The sequence below is a fragment of the Roseimicrobium sp. ORNL1 genome (assembly GCF_011044495.1).
Classification (GTDB): Bacteria; Verrucomicrobiota; Verrucomicrobiia; order Verrucomicrobiales; family Verrucomicrobiaceae; genus Roseimicrobium.
The window spans coordinates 6,150,338-6,168,997 of the sequence record NZ_CP049143.1 but is presented as its reverse complement, the minus strand read 5'-3'; the positions used below and the strand labels follow the sequence as shown (position 1 = coordinate 6,168,997).

General features: G+C 60.4%; 14 protein-coding genes. 6 read left to right on the top strand and 8 right to left on the bottom strand.

From position 1 onward, the window contains the following. The first annotated feature begins 47 nt into the window (after positions 1-47). Positions 48-1,292 carry a sigma-70 family RNA polymerase sigma factor gene (locus G5S37_RS24655; RefSeq protein WP_165207581.1) on the top strand — a complete coding sequence of 415 codons (1,245 nt, stop codon included), beginning with the start codon at positions 48-50 and terminating at the stop codon, positions 1,290-1,292. A 389-nt stretch (positions 1,293-1,681) separates the two neighbouring features. Here G5S37_RS24655 and bioA read toward each other — a convergent pair whose 3' ends face one another. The 3 genes from bioA to G5S37_RS24640 all read right to left on the bottom strand — a co-directional run bounded on the left by bioA (position 1,682) and on the right by G5S37_RS24640 (position 4,692). Then, positions 1,682-2,977, bottom strand: a complete 1,296-nt coding sequence (bioA, locus tag G5S37_RS24650; RefSeq protein ID WP_165207579.1) for an adenosylmethionine--8-amino-7-oxononanoate transaminase — start codon at positions 2,975-2,977, stop codon at positions 1,682-1,684. A 17-nt stretch (positions 2,978-2,994) separates the two neighbouring features. Then, positions 2,995-3,654: a YoaK family protein gene (locus G5S37_RS24645; protein WP_165207577.1), complete on the bottom strand. Its 660-nt coding sequence runs from the start codon at positions 3,652-3,654 to the stop codon at positions 2,995-2,997. 81 nt (positions 3,655-3,735) lie between these two features. Next, positions 3,736-4,692 (bottom strand): histone deacetylase, encoded by a 957-nt coding sequence (locus G5S37_RS24640; protein WP_165207575.1) that lies wholly within the window; start codon positions 4,690-4,692, stop codon positions 3,736-3,738. A gap of 133 nt (positions 4,693-4,825) precedes the next feature. Between G5S37_RS24640 and recG the strand changes: the two genes are divergently transcribed. Then, positions 4,826-6,970, top strand: coding sequence for an ATP-dependent DNA helicase RecG (gene recG, locus G5S37_RS24635; protein ID WP_165207573.1), 2,145 nt, complete (start codon positions 4,826-4,828; stop codon positions 6,968-6,970). 32 nt (positions 6,971-7,002) lie between these two features. Further along, the gene (locus tag G5S37_RS24630; RefSeq protein WP_165207571.1) at positions 7,003-7,560 is read left to right on the top strand and encodes a hypothetical protein; all 558 of its coding nucleotides are present in this window, start codon (positions 7,003-7,005) and stop codon (positions 7,558-7,560) included. A 16-nt stretch (positions 7,561-7,576) separates the two neighbouring features. Here G5S37_RS24630 and G5S37_RS24625 read toward each other — a convergent pair whose 3' ends face one another. Beyond that, a complete protein-coding gene (locus G5S37_RS24625) occupies positions 7,577-8,740 on the bottom strand; it encodes an LLM class flavin-dependent oxidoreductase (RefSeq protein ID WP_165207569.1) in 1,164 nt (387 codons plus the stop codon). A 134-nt stretch (positions 8,741-8,874) separates the two neighbouring features. Between G5S37_RS24625 and G5S37_RS24620 the strand changes: the two genes are divergently transcribed. The 3 genes from G5S37_RS24620 to G5S37_RS24610 are packed head-to-tail and all read left to right on the top strand — an operon-like array spanning position 8,875 to position 12,380. Beyond that, positions 8,875-9,921 carry a Gfo/Idh/MocA family oxidoreductase gene (locus G5S37_RS24620; protein WP_165207567.1) on the top strand — a complete coding sequence of 349 codons (1,047 nt, stop codon included), beginning with the start codon at positions 8,875-8,877 and terminating at the stop codon, positions 9,919-9,921. Beyond that, a complete protein-coding gene (locus tag G5S37_RS24615; RefSeq protein ID WP_165207565.1) occupies positions 9,918-11,210 on the top strand; it encodes an MFS transporter in 1,293 nt (430 codons plus the stop codon). Before G5S37_RS24620 ends, G5S37_RS24615 begins: the two co-directional genes overlap by 4 nt. Positions 11,211-11,216: 6 nt before the next feature. Then, on the top strand, positions 11,217-12,380 hold the full coding sequence (locus G5S37_RS24610; protein WP_165207563.1) for an ROK family protein: 1,164 nt from the start codon (positions 11,217-11,219) through the stop codon (positions 12,378-12,380). A 201-nt stretch (positions 12,381-12,581) separates the two neighbouring features. Here the strand turns inward: G5S37_RS24610 and G5S37_RS24605 are convergent, their stop codons facing one another. The 4 genes from G5S37_RS24605 to G5S37_RS24590 all read right to left on the bottom strand — a co-directional run bounded on the left by G5S37_RS24605 (position 12,582) and on the right by G5S37_RS24590 (position 18,531). Next, complete coding sequence (locus G5S37_RS24605) at positions 12,582-13,862, bottom strand: ABC transporter permease (protein WP_240914706.1); 1,281 nt, start codon at positions 13,860-13,862, stop codon at positions 12,582-12,584. Positions 13,863-13,933: 71 nt separating this feature from the next. Further along, the gene (locus G5S37_RS24600) at positions 13,934-14,746 is read right to left on the bottom strand and encodes an ABC transporter ATP-binding protein (RefSeq protein ID WP_165207559.1); all 813 of its coding nucleotides are present in this window, start codon (positions 14,744-14,746) and stop codon (positions 13,934-13,936) included. A 73-nt stretch (positions 14,747-14,819) separates the two neighbouring features. Continuing rightward, positions 14,820-16,700 (bottom strand): efflux RND transporter periplasmic adaptor subunit, encoded by a 1,881-nt coding sequence (locus G5S37_RS24595; RefSeq protein WP_165207557.1) that lies wholly within the window; start codon positions 16,698-16,700, stop codon positions 14,820-14,822. Further along, on the bottom strand, positions 16,693-18,531 hold the full coding sequence (locus G5S37_RS24590) for a TolC family protein (protein WP_165207555.1): 1,839 nt from the start codon (positions 18,529-18,531) through the stop codon (positions 16,693-16,695). Before G5S37_RS24590 ends, G5S37_RS24595 begins: the two co-directional genes overlap by 8 nt. Positions 18,532-18,660: the final 129 nt, after the last annotated feature.

Sequence of the window (18,660 nt, the reverse complement as noted above, 5' to 3'; positions counted from 1 at the left end):
TTTTTTGCATAGACCGGGCATGGCGTGCGGCATCATGATCAGAAGCCATGAAGACCGACCTCGCCCTGCTGCAGCGCTACCATCACCACGGTGATGCGAGTGCGTTTGCCGAACTGGTGCGCACCCATGCGGGCATGGTGTATGCCACGGCACAGCGGGTGACGCGCGATGCGGCGCTGGCAGAGGACGTGGCGCAGGAAGCCTTCTTGAAACTGGCGCGTGCCAGTCATCAGACCATCGAGTCCGTGGGTGCCTGGTTGCATCATGTGACGCGACAACGCGCCTGCGATGCCATTCGCAGCAAGGTGGCGCGGCAGCGCTATGAGCCTGTCGCGGAGCACTGGCATGACTCCATGCCTGCGCATGAAGCCTCGTGGACAGAGATTGAACCACTCGTGGATGAAGTGCTGGATGCTCTGCCGGAGGAGTCGCGCACACTCCTCGTGGAGCAATGTGCCCAGCAGGAAATAGCGCAACGCATGGGTGTAAGCCAGTCCACCATCTCCCGAAAGATTGAGACGGCTTTGCAGGCCCTGCGCGATGGCCTCGCAAAAAATGGTGTGCTGTGTGGCGCCGGTTTCGCTGGTCTGCTGACAACACACTCGGCGCAAGCGGCGCCACCCACGCTGGTGACTTCACTCAACAAGGTCAGCATGGCCGGCGCAGGCATGAGCGCCACGGGGGCGCTGGCTGCATCCTCAGTCCTGATCACCATGACAACCACTACCAAGATCCTTCTTGCAACCGGGGCGGTAGCCGCCATCGGTATTCCGTTAATTCTACATCATAGTGGAGATGGGCCGGCGTCGAAGCTTCCAGTAGTCTCCACGGCTTCATCGCAGCCACAAACTCAACGCGGTTTTGCCACCTTCACACCCGCATCGAAACCGGAGCCCGTGGTTGATCAACAGTCCCGGCAACTCACCGAGGAGGAGAAGCAGTGGGAGGAAGCGATGGCCATCCCTGACGATCGGGCTCTGATTCTGGCCTACTTCAAAAAGTTGGGAGGAAGGGTTAGGGAGGAGTACGTCGAGCAGGACATCGCGAAGGTGGTGAAGGACAACTTCGGCGGCAGTCAGGCTGCTCTCGAACAGGAGCTTCTGAAGGACGGATTGACTCTGGACCAGTTCAGACAGAAACGGCAGGAAGACATGATCATCGCCGTCATGAAGGCGCGGGCTACGCAGGACATCAACATCGCGGACCCAAAGAAACGTGCCATTGCGAAGGAGGAGGCCTTCAAGGAGTGGATTCAGGAGCTGCGGGAGAATGGTGGGAAGGGGAGTCGGTAGAGAGCTTAAGGTTAGTGTGTCACTTTCTCCTCATGATTGAAGGGCAGAGTGCGAGAGTAAATCGTGATTGGTGGTGACGGAACGCTTTGCGTCTTGGAGTGCGGTGGCAAGCGCTAAGGCGCGACACCGCTTTGAGCGGAGGAATGAGACGCCCTAATCTTCCCTGTCATTCGAACGCTGTAGACCTTATGAAGGCTGGGCTTTTGGTGCTGACAGGCATCTAGCGCTTTGCCACGATGTGGGCTTCGTTCAAAGCGGTGTCGCGCTAACGCTTGCCACCTCACTCCAAGACGCAAAGCGCGCAGATCGACCCGCAAGTGAGTGAGTTAGTTGCATCATCTTAGCCTGGTGCCCTGACGCGACAAGACTGCCACGAAATTAAGGCATCGCTAACCTTTGCCGCACACTTCATCGACACCAGCACGTAAGGCCCCGGCCATCTGCCGCATCTCACTCTCCGTGGCACACAGCGGCGGCATCAGCACGAGTGTATTCACCACCGGCCTCGTCAGCAGCGCATGCTTCCGGGCGGCGATACATACCTTAACCCCCATGCGATCTGTCGCAGGATATTCTTCTCGCGGTTCCTTGCTCTTGCCGATTTCAATGCCAGCAATGAGTCCGCATTGCCGGATGTCGATCACTTGTGGATGATCGCGAAGCGTGTCGAGCACGGAGGTGAATGATGCGACCTTCGCAGGCAACTGCTCAATCAACCGCTCCTCGCGAAACACTTCCAGACTCGCCAGTGCCGCGGCACAACCTAGCTGGCTGCCTGCATAACTGTGGCCATAGAAGAACGTGCGGCCCTCGCTCACATCGCCGAGGAATCCATCAAACACACGCTGCGTAGTAAGCGTGGCGGCAAGGGGAAGATAACCTCCCGTGAGCCCCTTCGCGAGACACAAGAAGTCCGGCACGACGTCTTCATGCTCGCACGCAAACATCTTCCCCGTGCGGCCAAACCCGGTCATCACTTCATCGAGAATCAGGAAGATATCATGCGCGCGGCACCACGTCTCGATCTGCTTCAGCATGTCCTTCGGCCACAAACGCATGCCGGCTGCACCTTGAATGAGGGGCTCAATGATGACTGCGGCGACATTCCCAAGGTCATCCAGTTTCTCGAGTTGCTCCGCCGACCCGATGCGTTGCACGGCATATCCGAATTGATTTCCACTTCCTTTGAAAAGCGGAATCCCGCCCAAGCTCGCCGCGCCGAGGGTATCACCATGATAGGCTGCATCGAAAGAGATAATGCGTGTGCGCTGCGGTGCGCCATTCTGCTGCCAGTACTGGAGTGCCATGCGCACCGCCGATTCGATCGCGGTGGAGCCGTTGTCGGTGTAGAAGACCTTGTTGAGCCTGCCACTGGGGATGAGTGCCGTCAGTTCGGCGGCGAGTTGCGCGGCGGGTGGGTTGGCGAATCCCAAGAAGGACGTGTGCGCCACATGGTCGAGCTGCCCCTTGATCGCCGCATGGATGCGGGGATGCCGGTGGCCATGGATATTCGTCCAGATGGAGGAGTTGCCGTCCAGATAACGGTTGCCGTGTTGATCGGTGAGCCAGCAGCCTTCGCCATCCACGAGCATGATGGGCTCGTGGTCTGGCGCGCACCAGTCCTGCATCGGCGTGAAGGGATGCCAGACGTGCGCTTTATCGAGGGAGACGAAATCAGGAGGCATGAATCGGAAGGAGGAAGTCAGCGGTGGGTATGTCGATAGATGCCATACGCCATGCCCGCCAGTCCAGTCACCGCCGCAGGGATGAAAAGCGTATTGTAGCTCCACCAGTGGAAGGCGGTTGCACCGCCAATGCCGCCCGCGAGGAAGGCCGAGATGATGATCCAGGAAATGCGCAGGCGTCGCGGCTCCACGGGCAGGCCCCTCAAGAGATGCCCCAGCGAGATGCCCAGATCGGTGAACATGCCGGAGAGGTGCGTCGTACGAATCACCGCCCCACTGTAGGTGGTGGCCATGGCGTTCTGAAGACCGCAGGCTCCCGCAGCCAGGTACATGCCGGTGGTGTGATGCGACTTCAGCAGAAGCGCAGCGACACAGAGGAGAAACGACTCCAGCACCAAAACTGCCCCATACCTCCGCCCCAGCCGCAGCGCACTGTCCTGGATGATGACCCCACTCAGCATCGCTCCCGCCAGGAAGGAGACGATCACTAGCCCCAGTCCCATCACATCCCGACTGCGCCCTTCCGCAATGGCGGCGCCCAGCATGGAGGTTGTGCCTGTGAGATGCGTCACCGCCTGGTGCTCGAAGCTCATGAAGCCCACCACATTGATCATGCCAGCCACGAACGCCAGGGCCCACGCCCCGATGCCCACCCACTTCGGCAGCTTGGAGATCATTTCCCGCTATGTAGCAAGGAGAGTGCCCCGGGCAAACTGCTTTGCTCGCCAGCGTGCTGAAAAGTATCTCGTGTTACGATATTATACCAGTGCGCCCACGTGCGCTGCCACCGCCTTGCCGAGTCCGTCCAGGTTGTATCCGCCTTCCAGCACGGACACGATGCGGCCATTGCAGTGTTCCTCGGCAAACTTGCGCAGCGTCTTCGTGAGCGAAGCAAACTGCTCGTCCGTGATCGTGAAGCGACCCAGGGGATCGTCGATGCGCGAATCAAAGCCTGCCGAGATCATTACCAAATCCGGTTTGAACTTTGCTGCGGCTTCCGCGAGCGGGCCTTCGATAGCAGCACCAATTTCCTTCATGCCAGAGCCGGCGGGGAAGGGGGCATTCATGATGCAGCCCTTTCCTTTGCCAGTGCCGGTCTCTTCTGCCCAGCCCGTGAAGGGATACCACGGCGCCTGGTGCGAGCTGAAGAAGAAGACACTGCCGTCTTCATAAAAGATGTCCTGCGTGCCATTGCCGTGATGCACGTCCCAATCGACGATGAGCACCTTGGCCGCACCATGTTTCTTCTGCGCATGCCGTGCGCCGATGGCGATGTTGTTGAACAGGCAGAAGCCCATGCCCTGCGCAGGCCTGGCGTGGTGACCGGGTGGACGCACCGCGCAGAAGGCGTTCTTCAGCTTTCCGCTCATGACGAGGTCCACGGCATGGACCACGCCGCCTACCGCCCGCTGCGCGACATCCAGGGAACGCGGGCAGATGACGGTGTCTCCGGTGCTGAGTTCGTCACGACCACTCGCCACATCCCGCTTGGCGATGTCCAGATACGCCTTCGTGTGGCAGAGCAGGATGTGATCATCTTCACAAGGCTGCTGCGTCAGCGGCTGGGTCTTCTGCACGAGTCCTGCCCCGGTGAGGGCCTCGGTGACGACCTTGTACCGGTCCGGTTGCTCGGGATGGCCGGGGCCGGTATCGTGATCGCGATAGACGTTATCCAGCAGCAATCCCGTGGGCAGCGCAGAGGTATCGTTGGCCATGGCACCAGTGCAGCGCAGGTGATGGACGAAGGCAAGCCGCAGATGCAATGCCTTGGCGGATTGATGTTGGCTTCCCCACTCTTCGCTTGAATACTGCACCCCTGTTCCAGTCATCTTGAGCCGCTCCACTCCCTTGCCCGCTTCTTCCCCCAAGTCATCCCTGTCCCTCGATGCACCGCTCTCGGATGTGCCGGGATTGTCGACTGCCATTTCCAAGGCTCTGGGCAAGGAAGGATTCGCTACGGTGGGCCAGCTCGTGTTGCACATGCCCTCGCGCCATGAGGACCGGCGGCGCATGGAGTTCAAGGGATTCTCTCCCAGCGAAGTGCCCGTGTGTCATCAGGTCAAGGTGCTCAGCACGCGGGTCATGCGTTTCGGCGGACGGCGTGGCGGGAACTTCGAAGCTGTGGTGGAGGCCGCGCAGGACAATCCCATGCACCAGCAACTCACCTTGCGCTGGTTTGGCATGCCCTTCCTGCAGAAGGCCATCGCCGTGGGCATGGAGATGATGGTGTACGGCAAGATTAAGCAGATCAAAGATCGTCTCGTGATGGGCCATCCCGAGTATGAGGTCGTGAAGGGCGACGAAGAAGGCGAGGCGGAAATCCACACCGGGCGCATCGTGCCCATCTATCCTCTCAGGGGAGCGCTGAAGCAGAAGATGCTGCGCGCCGCCATCTGGCACGTGCTGGAGAATTTTGATGAGCGGGGCATGGCCGACCTGCTGCCGCCTCCCAAAGCAGGTGGCGAGTTCGATGGGCTCGGCCGTGCGCAAGCGCTGCGGACCCTGCACAAGCCCTCCGAGATGCAGGTGCTGGAGCAGGCGCGCCGGTACCTCGCGCTGGAGGAGTTTTACATTCTGCAACTGCGTGTCGTGCGGCGTCGCTTGCGCTTCAAGCACACCGGTGGTCATGCATTGAAACCGGAGGGGAAGTTGCTGGAGCGATTCCTCGCATCGCTCCCCTTTGCCTTCACGGGTGCGCAGGATCGCTCGTTGCGTGAGATTGCCGCAGACATGGCCATGCCTCAGCCGATGAATCGCCTCCTGCACGGCGATGTGGGCAGCGGTAAGACCGTGGTCGCGCTCGCTGCGATGCTCATCGCCGTGGAGTCCGGCAGGCAGGGTGCTCTCATGGCGCCCACACAAATCCTCGCCGAGCAACATTATCAAAACGCGCTTCGCCTCCTGGAGCCGCTGGGCATGCGCGTAAGCCTCCGCACCGGCGACAAGAAGGCGGATGGAGGTGCGTTGGAGCTGTTTGAGTTCAAGACGGGCTCCGGTTCCACGAGCGGCTCTACCCAGCCGCACATCTTCATCGGCACCCACGCCCTGCTCTATGGCAAGAATGAATCCGCCCTCTCGAAGCTCGGCCTCGTGGTGATCGATGAGCAGCACAAGTTCGGCGTCGCCCAGCGTGCCCGCCTCATTGCTCGTGGAGAAGCGCCCGATGTGCTGGTGATGACCGCCACGCCCATTCCGCGCACCCTCACGCTCACCATGTACGGCGACCTCGATGTCTCCACCATCGACGAGCGCCCCAAGGAACGTGGCAAGATCATCACCGCTGTGCGCGAAGTCACGAAGGTGGATGAGGTGACCAAGTTCGTCCGCACGCAGATCGAAGAGGGCAGGCAGTGTTATATTGTCTATCCCCTCATCGAGGAGTCAGAGAAGCTCGACGCCGGCGCCGCGGTGAAGGGACATGCCGAATGGAGTGAACGCCTCTCTCCGCATGCCGTGGGATTGTTACACGGTCGCATGGACAGCGACGCGAAAGAGGTAGTCATGCGCCGATTCCGCTCGGGCGAACTGAAGGCGCTCGTGAGCACCACGGTGATCGAAGTGGGCGTGGACGTACCGAATGCCACCGTCATGCTCATTCACGATGCCGCACGCTTTGGCCTCGCGCAGATCCACCAATTGCGAGGCCGCATCGGTCGTGGCTCCCACACTTCGTGGTGCGTATTGTTCATCGCGAAAGGTGACAAGGAAGCGAAGGAACGCCTGCACCTGCTCGAAGAGACCCACGACGGCTTCCGCATTGCCGAAGAAGATCTAAAACGCCGCGGCCCCGGCAACGTCCTCGGCATCGCCCAGAGTGGTCAGGCCCCGTTGCTCTTTGGCGAAATGCTGGCAGACACCCGGCTCATCACGCTGGCTCGCCGACTCGCCGAGCGCACTCTCGATCAGGATCCCGAGCTTGAGAAGCCGGAACACCTGCGTCTTCGTCCGCTGCTTGGAAATGTGGAGGAGGATGAAGAGGTGGGGAGGCAGTGAGATTCCTCCCAACGACCTTCATCATTTAAGTCATGTCCCGTCGCACCAAGCTTTGGATCGTCGCAGTCTTTGTCCTCTTGATGTCAGGGCCAGTGACTTACCTGGCCCTGTGTTGGAGTCACGAGAATCCTTTACGTTTTCGCGTGAGGGATCCACTGGCCGCAGCGGCAGCAGATCCCACCTATCCTCAACTGGTCGAAATCGAAGTGGAGAACACCAGCCGATATCCGCTGGTATTTCTCATGGCGGATGTGGGCAGGGAAGATATGCGTATTTCAACGTTGGGGAATATCCATCTGCGGGATCAACCACCCTCGGTGCTCAACCGGGCTGCGACGGGTGTTGAACTCAAGGGCGGTCAGCGAGTATGCCTCATCGCAGACTTGAGTACTCATTGGTATCGCGAGGCTGCGGAACACGGCGCGAAGGTAAAATACCATTGGTGCTCGGCGGCGGAGTTTTGGCTTGGCACGCGATGGGGAGGATGGGTGATGAACTATCCGGATAGCATACGGCAATTCGTGCCCCTTCCTGAACCAAGCGGAGATACAACTCCGCTCGATCCTTTTTCCAAGGAAGGAAAACCATGAACTGGGATGTGCGACCCTACTTCCTCACCCCCGTCGTCAGCGGCGTCACCGGTGTCTCCTTCGGCAATCTTCCCTGCACCTCATTCAGCCGGCACGTCTGCATGCGGGGCAGCACGTACTTCGCGAAGAGGTCGCACTCCTCCAGATGCGGATAGCCACTGAGAATGAAGGAACGCATGCCGAGATCCATGTAGCTCTGGAGTTTCGCATACACCTGATCCGGGTCACCCACGATGGCACTGCCGCAACCGCTGCGGGCGCGACCGATGCCGCTCCAGATGTGTTCCTCGATGTAACCTTCGTCATCGGCCGCTTCACGTAGGGCATCCTGACGCAGCACGCCGGCAGATTTGCTATCCTGAGATCGGGATTTGATCTCAAGACCCTTCGCGTCGTCGAGCTTGGAGACCAGCTTGCGTGCGGCCTCGCGGGCTTCGCTTTCGGTTTCACGCACAATCACATGAATGCGCAGACCGAAGTCGATCTTCCTATCATGAGTCGCAGCCTGAGTGGCAACTCCACGCATCGTTTCCGTGAGCAGCGGTGTGGTTTCCGGCCACATCAGGAACACATCGCAGTGCTTCGCACACAGCGCCTGGGCCATGGGGGAGATGCCGCCAAAGTACAGCAGCGGTCCGCCGTTCTGCTGATACGGCTTCACCGGATCCGTGGGCAGCGGATGAAAGTCATAGAAGCGCCCGTGAAACTCCACAGTCTCCTGCGTCCAGCACTGCTTCAGGAACTGGATGATCTCATCACTGCGCGAGTAGCGCTCCTCGTTGGACTCCTTCAGCCCCGGCATGTCGCTGGAGATGATGTTCAGGGCGAGACGACCCTTCGCGATATGGTCCAGTGACGAGATGGCGCGTGCCAGCATGGGCGGGTGCACCTCACCCATGCGCAGGGCCACGAGCTGGTTGATCTGTTTTGTCAGGACCGCCATGGAGAAGGCGAAGCCCAGCGCATCCTGTCCTGGCACGAAGCCGGAGGGCAGGAGGATGTTCTGATAGCCAAGCTCATCGGCCTTCTTTACGATGCTCGAGCAATGCTCGAAGCTGCTTCTCAAACTTCCGTCCGGCACGCCGAGATACTGAAAATCATCGGAGCACAGGGCAGAGAACCACGACACTTCCGCGGCACGTGGGATCGTCCTTATCGGGATGCTGGGGGGAGCATTCAAGGTACGGGGGGGTGGGTTGGGGGGATTTGGAACCAACCAAAGGAAGCACGGATGTCGCCATCACGCACTACTTATTTTTCGGGCAAAAATAACTTTGGCTTATTCTGATACTTTTGTTACGTACTTTCGGAGCGATGAGCAAGAAACTTTTTTTCGGATTAGCAGGATTTGGGGCTTGGGGCAGGATGCATGCCCAGTCCATCGCAAACTGTCCGGATGCCGAATTGAGGGCCATCGTTGCCCCATCAGAAGTCACTCGCGCTGAAGCGCGTAGCCTTTACCCCAACGCCACGATCCATACCGATGTCAGCTCCATGCTGGCTGCCGGTCACCTCGACATCGTGGACATCGTTACCCCCAGCCACACCCATTTGCAAGCGTGCCGCGCCGCCCTAGAAGCAGGGTGCCACGTGCTTCTGGAAAAGCCCATGGCCTTGAGTGTGAAGGACTGCCGCGCGCTGGTCGACCTGTCATCGAGCAAAAACAGGCTGCTGGCCATCGGCCACGAACTGCGACTCTCCTCCCAATGGGGTGAAGTGAAACGACGCATCGAGCAGGGTATCATCGGGACGCCGCGCTATGTCCTTGTGGAACTGTCGCGAAAACCCTACCGGCTCGGCGCAAGTGGCTGGCGCTATGACGGTGCGCGCGTCGGCAGCTGGGTGCTGGAGGAGCCGATTCACTTTTTCGACCTCGCCCGGTGGTACTTGAGCGGGGAGGGAGAACCCGCCACCATTATGGCCGCTGGAAACTCCATCGACCCAGCGCGCCCGCACCTGCATGACAATTTCAGCGCCATCATGAAGTACGAAAGCGGCGCCTATGCTGTGGTCTCGCAGACACTCGCGGCCTTCGAGCACCATCAGACCGTGAAGGTCGCCGGGACCAAGGGAGCGATCTGGGCCTCATGGAGCGGCGCGATGGATCGCACGCTCGATCCCAGTTTTTCCCTCCGGGTGTTCGATGGAAAAGAAATCGAGGAGGTGAAGATGACACAGAAGTCCGGCGAGGTCTTCGAGCTGCGCGAGGAGATCGCCATGTGCGTGCGTTGCATCCGCGAAGGCACGGCTCCTGTCGCAACGGGAAATGACGGCCTGTGGAGCACCGCCTTGTGCCTGGCGGCGGAGGAATCCATCGAGACTGGCAAGACGGTGAACCTTCGCGAGTTTCTTCACGCATGAATGATCGGAAGGTCCGCACGGAAGGTCCCTGGTATCAAGGCGTGACCCGGTACCAGTGGCTGGTGCTCACCATCGCCTCCGCAGGTTGGATCTTCGATGCGTTTGAAGGGCAGATCTACAACATCACGAGGGGCGACATGCTGCCGGATCTGCTTAAGGTCCCCGCGAACTCGCCCGAGGTGAAGGCGTGGGGCGAGCGATTCCTCGGCATCTTCCTCGTCGGCGGCACTCTTGGCGGCTGGCTCTTCAGCTCGCTGGCAGACAAGTGGGGGCGCAAGCCGGTGATGGCGCTCACCATTCTCTTCTATTCCATCTTCACGGGACTCACCGCGATGGCCACGGACTTGTGGCATGTGGGAGTGCTTCGTTTCCTCGTGGCCATGGGAGTTGGGGGTGAGTGGGCCGTGGGAGCGGCGCTGGTCGCGGAAGTTTTTCCTGCGAAGGCGCGAGCGCGTGCGGGTGGCATCTTCCATTCATCGAGCGTCATCGGAGGCTTGCTTGCGGCAGCCACGGGTCTGGCGGTGGGAGAGCATTGGCGGATGGCCTACCTCATCGGCGTGGTCCCGGCGCTGCTGGTCCTCTGGGTGCGGATCAGCGTGAAGGAACCCGAGTCCTGGGTGCAGGCACGGGAGACGAAAGCGGACAAACTCGGCAGTTTCTCCGATCTCCTCGGGGACGCCCGTTGGCGGTCACGGGCCATCTTCGGCGCCTTGCTCGCCATGGTGGGGCTGGCGACCTTCTGGGGCGTGGTGGTGGCAGGGCAAAATCTGGCAGAGGAACTGCTGAAGAGCCAGGGTGTGGACGCCAAGGAAGCCGCCAGCCGGGGAAAGTTTGCCTACGGGTTCATCCAGACCGGCGGGGCTGCCGTGGGCATGTTGTGCTTCGGCCCGTTGAGTGTCCGGTTCGGTCGTCGTGCAACTTTCGCAATGATGCACATCTGTGCGCTGGTCATGACCGTAATTATTTGCTGGGTGCCCTCCGCCGTGGGGAGCTATGGGTTGCTGCTTTGTCTGCTGCCCCTCTTCGGCTTCTTCGGCTTGGGCATCCACGCGGGATACGCCGTGTACTTCCCTGAATTGTTCCCCACGCACCTCCGCGCCACCGGCTCGGGGTTCTGCTTTAACACGGGCCGGATTCTCGCCGCGCCCGTGCTTATCTGGCTCTCCGCGTGGCTGAAACAAGAATTGGATCTCCGGACGGCAATCACGCTGCTGGCGGGATTTTTCTTGCTGGGGCTTGTGTTCCTGTGTTTTCTACCGGAGACGAAGGATAAGGAACTACCTGATTAAAAGCTCATGTTGGGACTCAAAGTGCAGGACAACGCCGACTTCGGCGCCGAAATCATCCGGAAGGTGAGAGACTACGAAAGCCTCTCCCGGGTGGAGCTCGCGCGCGTCCTCGGAGTCGCGGCGTCCACCATTGGCCGGCATGTGGATTCACTGGTGGCCGGCGGTTACTTTACCGAAACCGTGGAGCCCACGAAGGAGGCGGGTCGTCCGCCCACGAAGCTTCGCCCCAATCCCGCGCGCGGTTGCTTCCTGGGTCTGGACTTCTATGCGGACATGGCCTTTGCCACCGCCGTCGACTTTGCGCAGCGTCCGATTGCGCGCCGGAAGATTTCGCTCAAGGGCAACCAGGGTGCGGATTCTGTGATGCAACAGATCACGGACGTTCTCGTGGACCTGCAGAAGGAGACTCAGCTTCCGCTGCTCTCCGTGGGCCTCGCCGTGCCGGGCCGGGTGGATACACGCAATGGCGTGGCCATTCGCTACGTCCACGTGCCGGGCTGGGAGAATGTGCCCATCGCCGAGCAGGTGGGGAAGACGATGAAAGTGCCCGTCTTCATTGAGAACAACATTCGCACCATGGCGCTGGCTGAGCGTTGGTTCGGTGAAGGCCAGGGCTGCCAGGAACTCATCTGCCTGGGCGTACGCTACGGCGTGGCCGCAGGCGTGATCCGAGGTGGGCAGCTCGCTACGGGCCATCAGGAACTTGGTGGAGAAATCCGCGGGTGGAACTGTCCCGTGTTCGACGCGAAGGCGGAGAAGTGGGAATGGCGCCCTGGTGCCACGGTGGAAAAGGCCGGCTCTGCCGGTGCCGCCGCCGCTCGCTATGCTGAGTTGAAAGGTTCGGACACGGCAGATCTCGACGCCTTCCTTGAGGCCGTGGAGAAGGAAGACGAAGTCGCCCTGCTCGTGCTGCGTGAGATCGCTGCCGTTCACGGCTGGGTCGTCTCCCAGATGACGCAGTTGATCGATCCTGAAATCGTCGTGCTCGCCGGTCCGCTCACCCGCTTGGGCAGTGCCTACCTTGAGCCGGTGCAGAGTTTCGCTCTCCAGTTCGAGAGCGACTACCACCCCGGCATCTCCATCCGCATTTCCGAACTCGGTGAGTTCGCCGGCGCCGTGGGCGCTGCCGCACTCGCACTGGAGAAGTGGCGGCCGGAGGATCTGGGGTGAGTCTCCACTGAACTGAGTAGCCGCAAAAAGACACAAAAAACGCAGAAGGTAGCGGATCGAATCCAAGGATTAAACCTCGCGTAGGGCCACCCGGCCACACCACTGGAGCAGCGCCCATCGCTGCTCCTTTTTTGTGTTCTCTTGCGTCTTTTTGCGGCCAATCAAAAGTAGTCTGCTACTCGCCTGTAGTATGGCGCTACCTTATTCGTGCCTGAGCGCTTCCACCGGATTCATCTTCGCGGCGCGCATGGCGGGATAGATGCCGAAGGCGATGCCGGTGAAGACGGAGATGGAGAAGGCGAGCGTCGGCGCCCAGGCTTTGATCACGGTGGTGACGCCGGCGAAATGGCTGATGGCCATGGGAATGCCCAGCCCCAGCACCACCCCAATCACACCGCCCGCGCCAGCGAGCAGCACGGTTTCGATGAGGAACTGCAGCACGATGTCTGTCTGACGCGCGCCGAGTGCACGGCGAATGCCGATCTCACGCGTGCGCTCCGTCACGCTGGCGAGCATGATGTTCATGATGCCGATGCCACCCACGAGCAGTGAGATGGCGGCGATGCTTCCCAGCACGATGCTGAAGATGCGCTTCGTGCGCTCGGCCTGGCGCAGCAACTCAATGGGCACGGTCACGCGATAGTCTTCGCGTGGATGATTGCGTGCCAGCAGGTGGCGGATGGCATCCGCGCGGGTCATCACGGCATCCACATCATGCACGCGCACGATGGCTTCGTGAAACTCCACCTTCTCCGCTTCGAAACTGCCGCTTCGGAAGCGGAAGAACGTGTCGCCATAGTGATCCATCAGCGTGCTGAAGGGGATGATCATCTGGCCGGTGCTGTTGCTCTTGGTGCCACCGGTTTTGGAAGCGCCGTCTTCGCCTGTGGAACGTTGGCTTTCGTCTTCGATCACGCCAACGACGCGGTAGTAGAATCCCCGCACACGCACCGACTTGCCCACCGGCGTGGCCAGCGGGAAAAGCCGGGAAGCCGCGGTCTGGTTCAGCACGCACACTGGGATGCGATCTCCAAACTCCACCTCAGTGAAGAAGCGTCCGCTCACGAGGTGGCGGTTGCGCATCTCGGGATAGATGGGCAGCACGCCGAGGATGGAGGCATCGAGATTGTTGCTCTCGTTCCAGAGATACTCGCTGATCATGCGACTGGGCACCACGATGGAGACACCCGGAATGGTCTGGCGAATCTGATTGATGTCGCGCGTGGTCAGGCCGTACTCGATGACCATGCTGCGTGTCTGCTGTCCGGGGCCCTGGTTGTCCGGTGGCTTCACGCTTTCGAGGATCACATTCTGTGAGCCGAGTTTGCGAATCTGTTCCTGCGCTTCATGACTCGCGCCCTCACCAATCGCGAGCATGGCGACCACGGAAGCCACGCCAAACACCACGCCCAATGCCGTGAGCATGGACCGCAGCTTGTGCAGCCAGATGCTCTTCGATCCCAGCACAATGGATCTCCACATGTGCTGGGGAGACATCGCAAGGCGAAGGATGGGATGAGAGGCGAGGGAAAACATCTCAGAATGTCACGCGGTCAGTGCGCCAGGACAGGAGCAGCAGCGAGGTGGGGGTCATGTGCGTCAGGCACTGCGGATTCCGCGGGGAACTGGGTCACCACCGAGGTGCCTTGCTTTCCACCGGAAGCGAGCAACCGGGCTGCTGCAGCACCGGGTTCATCTTTCTCCACGAGGCCATCCTTCAGGCGAATCACGCGCGTGCAGCGCTGGACCATGCGCTCGTCATGCGTGACGAAGACCATGGTCTTCCCCGCGCAGTTCAGGTCATCGAAAATGTCGAGGATCTCTTTGCCGGACTTGGAGTCGAGGTTGCCTGTCGCTTCGTCCGCCAGAATCATCAGCGGATCATTGGCCAGGGCACGAGCAATCGCCACGCGCTGCTGCTGGCCGCCGCTCAGTTCATTCGGCTTGTGATGCAGGCGATGGGCCAGTCCCACCTGCCCGGCAAGCTTTTCTGCAATCGCCCGGCTCTCCTGCTCAGGCACGCCCTTGTAGTAGAGCGGTACCTCGATGTTCTCCACCACCGTGAGCTGCTGGATCAGATTGTAGCTCTGGAAGATGAAACCCAGATTGCGGCAGCGCGCCTTCGAGAGATCGTCGTCATTGAGGACCGCCACGTCCTCGCCACCCAGCAGGTACTGGCCGGTGGAGGGCTGGTCCAGGCAGCCCAGCACATTCAGCAGGGTGGACTTGCCGCAACCCGACGGGCCCATGATGCAGACATACTCACCAGGGTTGATGGTGATGTTGATGCCCTGCAGAACCACCGTCTCAAATTCACCTTGCCGGTAAACTTTACGGATGTTTCGCAGTTCGATGATGGGCTGCATGCAATGCAAATGCTTGGAGGGAACCTGAGTCGCGCCGACTGCAGATGACCTGGTGGGAAATTTCCGGCAGAGGTCAGCTGGCGGCCGCGATCTTCTTGGCGGGAACGGCCCCTGCGGCCGGCTCCTTGGCCTTTTCCTTCTTGGGCAGGTTGGCTGGGCTTGGAGAGCTGGCGCCGTTGGTGTCGAGAATCTGCCGTTTCGGAATGGCCAGAGCCACCTGATCTTCGTGCGTGAGACCGCTGCGAATCTCAATGAACTCATCATTGAAGGAGCCGGTTTTCACCTCGCGACGCTCAAGGGAGCTGCCCTGCTTCACATAGGTGAAGAAGTGGTCGTTCTCCACCTCGATGCTCTGCACGGGGACGAAGAGTACGTCATCAAGCTGGTTCACGATGATTTCCACCTTGGCATTCATGCCCGGCTTCAGCCAGTCATGGGTGCCATCCACGTGCACGACTGCGGGATAGAGCTTGAGATTCGGAGTGAAACGGGAGCTGCTGGAGTCTGGCAGCACGGCCATCTCACGCAGATTACCCGTGAGGGTCTTGCCGGGCTCGGCATCTACGGTGATGCGGCAGGGCTGGCCGAGGCGTACCTTCTTCACCTGGGACTCGTGAATGCTCACGGCCACGCTCATCGCGGACATGTTCGGAATGGTGAGCAGCGTCTGGCGGAAGCGGACACCAGCACCTTCCTCAATCGTGTCGTTGGAGAACTTCGCGGAACCGCTGTGGGAACCGTAGGCCACCAGACCTGTCACCGGCGCCTTGATGATGCAGGCCTTGAGCTGGCGTTCCATGTCTTCACGGCGCATGAGTTCCACTTCGTAGCGGCGTTTCGCCGTCTGGAAGCGGGACTCGGCCTGCGCCATGCGGGAGCGATTCGCACGAAGGGTGCGCTGCAGCTTGGTCAACGCCTCCTGATAGGCGCTGAGGGCGAGCTCTGCCTGCTTGGGGAACTCATACTTCTTGAAGAGGTCGAGCTGCGTGGTGGCGGCATGCACGGCGAGGTTCGCCTTGTCGAAGTTCACCTGGTCGTTTTCCAAGGTGGTCTTGGTGATGAACTCCTTCGCGGCGAGACGGGTGCTGGCCTCAATGTTCTGCTTGGCGATCCCGAGTTCCGACTGGCGAAGCAGGAGGTCATTGCTGAGCTGGCGGAGCTTCTGCTGGGCCTCACCATCTCCGAGCTGATCGTTTGTCAGGAAGGAGAGGAAATCGATGCGGGGAGGCTCCGCAGCTTCCGCCGCTTTTTTCTTGGCTGCCTCGGCTTCATCTTCCTCGGCTTCCGCCGCCTTGTCATCCTTCTCATCCTTGATGGCGAGAGGGTCTTCAATGGGCTTGGCGGGCGCCACTTCCTTCTTGTCGTCCAGATTCAGCACGCGAGGGCGGGCTTCATTGAGCTTGCCCACATGACGGTCCAGCTCCTCCTGATTGGCAGGGATGCGGCGCGTCTTCAGCACGGCCTGGGCGACTTCCTTGCCCATGTAGCGCTCGAAGTCCATCAGGGCGAAACGCATGGCCTGCTCGGCGTCGCGCGCCAGGCTCTGGTTGTCGCTGGTCTGGATGGCGCGATTTTCGTCCGCGTCGATGAAGGCCGAGACCGTGGTCTGGAACTCGATCTCGTGATTGGTGATGCGGTCCCTCAGGTCGGCGCTGTCGAGTTCGATGAGCACCTTGCCGTTCTTCACATCCTCTTCAGTGATGCGGTAGCCTTCGGGAATCAGGCTCAGGATCTTGGTCGGAAGCTCGATCTCTGACTTTACCTCGTAATTCTGCAGGGCACGGATTTCCCCGCCTTGCAGCACATTGATCTGCAGGTTGCCTTTCTGCACGGGGATCATCGGCACCTCGGACGCGCTCGCGCCGGTGTTCCGGTTTACAAACCACACCACGACGGCGACGGCCACGGCGGCCAGCGTCACGAGTCCAAACTTGCTGCGAAATAACTTACTCATCGGCAGCCAATTTTGCTTCTTGGTTCAATACGCGTATCCATGAGCCGTCTTTCTGAATGTAGAGAATCCCCATGTCTCTCCAGAGGCGGAGACGGGCGAGGGTGTGAGAAATCAACGCACCCGTGAGGAGGTTTCTCGCCTCAATCAGGTCCTGCTGGGCGTCAATAAGGTCACGAGCGGTGCCTCGGCCGAGGGTGCGGAGCAGTTCTTCCTCCTCCAGACGGCGGGCGCTCAGGTCCACCCCGGTCTGGGCGATGTCGTACTGCTTGCGTGCGGTGTCGAGGTCGCGCCAGTTGGTGCGGATGGCGTTGCGCACATTCTCTTCCGCCAGATCGAGCACGCGGGCGGCGCGCTGCTGGGAAATGAGAGCGGCGCGGTAGTTGTTGCGATCCGCCTTCTTGTCCAGGCGGAGGTCCACAACTCCGGTGCCGGTGAGGCGTGTGCGGTCGAGATCCAGATTCACCTTGTTGTTGTCCTTGGTGCCGAGCACCTCATACCGCGCGCCCACGTCGAGCTGGGGAAGGAGGTTCTGGGCGGCAACTTTGATCTTACGCTCCGAGTCCTCCAAGGTGTTGCGCTGATTGTACAGATCCAGCCGCGTCACCAGGGCGGTCTTCATCGTGTCATCCATGCTGATGTCGGGGTCTTCCAAGGTGAGCTTGGCCAACTCCTTGTCGTCGAGGATGACACGCTCTTCCACGGGGATGCCCAGGGCAATTTTCAGGTCATCGAGTTGCTGCTCGTAGTTGCGCACGGCGGCAATCCACAACCGCTTGTACCTGAGGGAGGCCTGCTCGATGAGGCCGATCTGGGAAGAGGTGCGGCGTCCCTCATCATTGAGTGCCCGCTCGCTTTCCAGGATGATTTCAAACGCACGGTAGGCGAAATGGCCGTTCTTCGCGGCATCACGTGCCTCCAAGGTGCGGTAGTACTTGGAGGTGATATCCACCGTAAACGTTTTGCGATACTGGGTAAAGTCACGGATGGAATACAGCAGGTTCCGCTCAGCCTGAGTGAGGTTCTCCATGGTGGCCCGGTAGCCGGCGCCGCGCAGGAGGGGCTGGGTGAGGGTCACGGCCAGGGAGGAGTTGCTCACACTCGGGCCACTTCCGGTGAGGAACCGCAGGAAATCCGTGGTGAAATCCGCCGCAATGCGTGCGCCGGTGCGGGTGAGCACGCTGACGCCCACGTTGCCCGTGGCCGTGAAGGTGTTCTCCGTAACCAGCGTGGTGATTTGGCGCTCAAGGAATTGCGGGACCGCCGTGGTGACGGCGGGAGGCGCTGCCGTGCCGGCTGCTGCCGCGGCGGCATTGTTCGCAGCCGTGGCGGCTGCTGCTGCGGCCGCAGCTGCGGGATAGGCCGGGTTCGGCTCGCGGAGAGTCGAGACGATCGGGTCAATCTTCCTCAGTGTATCGGCCTCGCCTGTCGCGGTGAAGATGGGGGCAAACTCATGCCGCACGAGCGTCAGATCCAGCGCTTCGAGGAAGAGGATCTCCTTCTCGTTGCGGTAGTCGCGGTTGTGCACCACGGCCAGTTTCAGGGCCTCCGACAGTGGCAGCACGCGTGCATTTTTCTCAAGATGAGCACGATCTCCGAGGAACTCCGGCCCGTTTCCGGCCTTCGACAGCTCGGCAAGCGAAACGGGCGATGGCGGGGTGATGTCCATGAGCCCGGTCCCGGCATTGGGTACGGTCACGAGCTTGGAGAAGAGCGTGCGCTTCACCTCCCGATCGGCGGACTTGCGCATGTATCCGGGTGAACACGACGCCAGCGGCAAAGCAGCGAGGCTCAGTCCAAAAAGGGCATGCAGGGAGGCGGTTTTTTTTGTCATGAATCCAGAACAAACAAGCCGCTGGAGGGCGGCTTGCAGGGGCAAATTGGGGTCTGAGGCAAACGGGCTCCTTTCAAAAGCTCTTTCATCTCCCCTAGCGATTCATTTAAAGAACCTTTGCAGGTGTTT

What these genes read in the sequence shown, in the direction of transcription:
- G5S37_RS24655 (WP_165207581.1), top strand. Translation starts at nt 48, where the DNA reads ATGAAGACCGACCTCGCCCTGCTGCAGCGCTACCATCACCACGGTGAT.
- G5S37_RS24605 (WP_240914706.1), bottom strand. Translation starts at nt 13,862, where the DNA reads ATGTGGAGATCCATTGTGCTGGGATCGAAGAGCATCTGGCTGCACAAG.
- G5S37_RS24595 (WP_165207557.1), bottom strand. Translation starts at nt 16,700, where the DNA reads ATGAGTAAGTTATTTCGCAGCAAGTTTGGACTCGTGACGCTGGCCGCC.
- G5S37_RS24590 (WP_165207555.1), bottom strand. Translation starts at nt 18,531, where the DNA reads ATGACAAAAAAAACCGCCTCCCTGCATGCCCTTTTTGGACTGAGCCTC.
- bioA (WP_165207579.1), bottom strand. Translation starts at nt 2,977, where the DNA reads ATGCCTCCTGATTTCGTCTCCCTCGATAAAGCGCACGTCTGGCATCCC.
- G5S37_RS24615 (WP_165207565.1), top strand. Translation starts at nt 9,918, where the DNA reads ATGAATGATCGGAAGGTCCGCACGGAAGGTCCCTGGTATCAAGGCGTG.
- G5S37_RS24620 (WP_165207567.1), top strand. Translation starts at nt 8,875, where the DNA reads ATGAGCAAGAAACTTTTTTTCGGATTAGCAGGATTTGGGGCTTGGGGC.
- G5S37_RS24645 (WP_165207577.1), bottom strand. Translation starts at nt 3,654, where the DNA reads ATGATCTCCAAGCTGCCGAAGTGGGTGGGCATCGGGGCGTGGGCCCTG.
- G5S37_RS24630 (WP_165207571.1), top strand. Translation starts at nt 7,003, where the DNA reads ATGTCCCGTCGCACCAAGCTTTGGATCGTCGCAGTCTTTGTCCTCTTG.
- G5S37_RS24640 (WP_165207575.1), bottom strand. Translation starts at nt 4,692, where the DNA reads ATGGCCAACGATACCTCTGCGCTGCCCACGGGATTGCTGCTGGATAAC.
- G5S37_RS24600 (WP_165207559.1), bottom strand. Translation starts at nt 14,746, where the DNA reads ATGCAGCCCATCATCGAACTGCGAAACATCCGTAAAGTTTACCGGCAA.
- G5S37_RS24610 (WP_165207563.1), top strand. Translation starts at nt 11,217, where the DNA reads ATGTTGGGACTCAAAGTGCAGGACAACGCCGACTTCGGCGCCGAAATC.